Source organism: Corallococcus llansteffanensis, from assembly GCF_003612055.1.
GTDB lineage: Bacteria > Myxococcota > Myxococcia > Myxococcales > Myxococcaceae > Corallococcus > Corallococcus llansteffanensis.
On the sequence record NZ_RAWB01000859.1, the window covers coordinates 1 to 2,791 of the forward strand.

Below are 2,791 nucleotides of genomic sequence, written 5' to 3' on the forward strand. Positions count from 1 at the left end.
GCTGCCCCCGCTCCCGCGACCGGTGAAGTGAAGACCGAGGCGAAGACCGAGACCAAGACGGAGACCAAGGCGGCCGGCAAGAAGGCCACCAAGAAGACCACCACCGAGAAGAAGACCACCGAGAAGGCCGCGGAGTAATCCCGCCGTCACGCACCGCCTGCCCGCCTTCTCCAAGGGGCGAAACAGGTCGCAGTGCCCGACAGGGGCGCCCTCTTCCCGGGGCGCCCCTGTTGTCGTTCCAGGACCGGACGCTCCATCTCCCTCTTCTTCTTGGAATTTCAGCAAGGCCACCATTTGACAGGCGGGGAAGAATCCTGCTTAATACGCATTAGGTGGATGCCTGTTCATCCACGACAAGAAGGGGCGTCCCCCTCCCCCCCTTCAAGCGAGACGGTCATGGTGGAAGCGTTCACGAAGGTGTCCGAAGCGTCCCGGTTGCTGCTGGACAAGGGCCTCTGCGCGGCGACGGGCGCCGAGTCCCTGGGCATGGTGGCCCGGACCCTGAAGGTGGATCGCGCCTGCATCTTCGAGAACCGGACCACGAACTTGGCGGGCCGGTTCATCACGGACCTGCGCCACGCGTGGGCGGAGCCGGGGGTGGTGTCGCCGCACGCGCACCCCATGCTGCGCTCGCTGGCGCTGCGCGACTACGCGCTGTCGTGGATGGACATGCTGGAGGCGGGGATGGTCGTCTCCTGTGCCACCCGCGAGGCGCCGCCCATGATGCGCGAGCTGCTGGAGCGCCAGGGCGTCCAGTCCGTCCTCTTGTGCCCCATCATCCCGGCCAAGCAGTGGTGGGGGTACGTGGCGTTCGAGGACTGCCACCAGGCGCGCGTCTGGCGCCCGGAAGAGGTGTCCCTGCTCAAGTCGCTGGCGCGGGCCATTGGCGCGTCGGTGCGGCACGCGAGCATGCGCTCCTCGCTGTCCCAGGTGCGCACCAACCTCACCAGCGTGCTCCGCACCGCCTCCGGGGATACCTGAGCCCACCTGGGTCAGGGTCGCCCGGCCGCCTTGCGGACGGGGAGGTTGGGACAGGGATGATCGGGGCGGTAACGCGACGCCCCGTTTCTGTTACCCTCGCCTGCCTGCGCCCCGCCCATGTCCTCGATTGAGCCTACCGCCATCAGCCGTGCCCGGACCCCTGACCACATCAGCGGCTACCGCCTGGAGAAGCTCGTCGGTGCCGGAGGCATGGGGGAGGTCCACAAGGCCACCCAGCTCTCCCTCGGCCGCACGGTCGCGGTAAAGCTGCTCAACACGGAGCTGGCCAAGGACCCGTCGTTCATCGCGCGCTTCCAGAAGGAAGCCGCCGCGCTGGCGACCCTCAGCCACCCCCACGTCGTCGCCATCGTCGACAAGGGGAAGACGGACAGCACCTATTACCTGGTGATGGAGTTCGTGGACGGGCCGTCCCTGCGCGAGCTCATGCGCAGCCCGCAGCTGGACACGCCGGTGCTGCTGCGGCGGATGCTGGAGATCTGCCGGGCCATCGAGTACGCGCACGGCCGGGGCGTCATCCACCGCGACCTGAAGCCGGAGAACATCCTGCTGGATCAGCAGGCGGGCGGCATCGCGAAGGTGTCGGACTTCGGGCTGGCGTCCTTCCTGGACGACGCGCAGGCGGCGTCGCGCTACGCGCTCACGTCCACGCACGTGTCCATGGGGACCATCTCGTACATGGCCCCCGAGCAGCGCGTGGACGCCAAGAGCGCGGACGCGCGGGCGGACATCTTCTCCCTGGGCGTCATCCTCTACGAGACCTTCACCGGCGAGGTGCCGCTGGGCACCTTCGATCCGCCGTCGCGCAAGCGCCCGGGCCTGGATCCGCGGGTGGACACCATCGTGATGCGGTGCCTCAAGCCGGATCCAGATGACCGCTACCCGTCCGTAGGCGCGCTCATCGCGGAGCTGGAGCCGCTGGTTCCCGGCAGCCTGCTGTCCATGCCGCCCCTGCGGCTGACGCGCTGGCAGCGGGCGAAGCAGAAGGTGCGCCACGCGGCGCGCGTGGTGGCGCAGACGGCCGCGGTGCTGGTGGTGCTGGCGGCGCTGGGCGTGCTGGGCGTGGCCTGGCACCGCAGCGGACAGGTCAGCCCGCAGGCGATGCCAGGGGAGGCCATCATCGCGGACCTGGGCGTCGCGTCACGCACCGGCCCGGCGCGGACGGAGAATGTCCTCCCGGACAAGCGCCGCGTGGTGGTGGGCGAGGCACCCGGTGAATCGCTGCTGCTGGTGGCCGGCCGGCCGGTCACGTTCGAGAACAAGGGCTTCCGCTTCCCCCCCGTGGAAAGCAACGAGCCGAACGTCGGGCGCGTGCGCGTGGACGTCCCGGGGCTGGTGGGCGGCTTCGCGCGACTGACGGCACTCGTGAGGACCGAGGCGCCTCCGCCCACGCTGAAGCGCCGCCTGAAGGAGATCATGGAGGGCCCGCCGCCGGATCCGGTGGCCGCACTGATGCTGGTGGGCCGGGACGACCGCTACGTGGCGCTCGTGCACCATGGCGCGGGCGCACCGCTGGCCCTGGAGTGGGGCTTGGGCAACCGTCGCGGCACCATGCTGGGGCTCAAGGCTCCGGAGGGCGCGGCACGCCTGGAGCTGGTCGTCACCGATGAAGGGGTGCTGCAGGCCTTCGTCGGACCGGCCTCCGACCAGCAACCCATCGGGGAGCCGCTGAATCTGGGCCAGGACTGGCAGGGCCAGTTCAATGAGCCCCCCGTGCCGGCCGTCGGCTGCATCGAGGGGACCTGTAGCATCGAAGGGCTCACCTACGCCGTGGACCGCCCCGCGCCCGTGG

At 69.9% G+C, this 2,791-nt stretch carries 2 protein-coding genes; both read left to right on the plus strand.

Annotated elements, in window-relative coordinates; translation table 11 throughout:
- Positions 1-396 precede the first annotated feature (396 nt).
- Positions 397-981: a GAF domain-containing protein gene (locus D7V93_RS41280; RefSeq protein ID WP_120648462.1), complete on the plus strand. Its 585-nt coding sequence runs from the start codon at positions 397-399 to the stop codon at positions 979-981.
- A 117-nt stretch (positions 982-1,098) separates the two neighbouring features.
- On the plus strand, positions 1,099-2,791 hold a 1,693-nt coding region (locus tag D7V93_RS41285; RefSeq protein WP_147451623.1), incomplete at its 3' end, for a serine/threonine-protein kinase.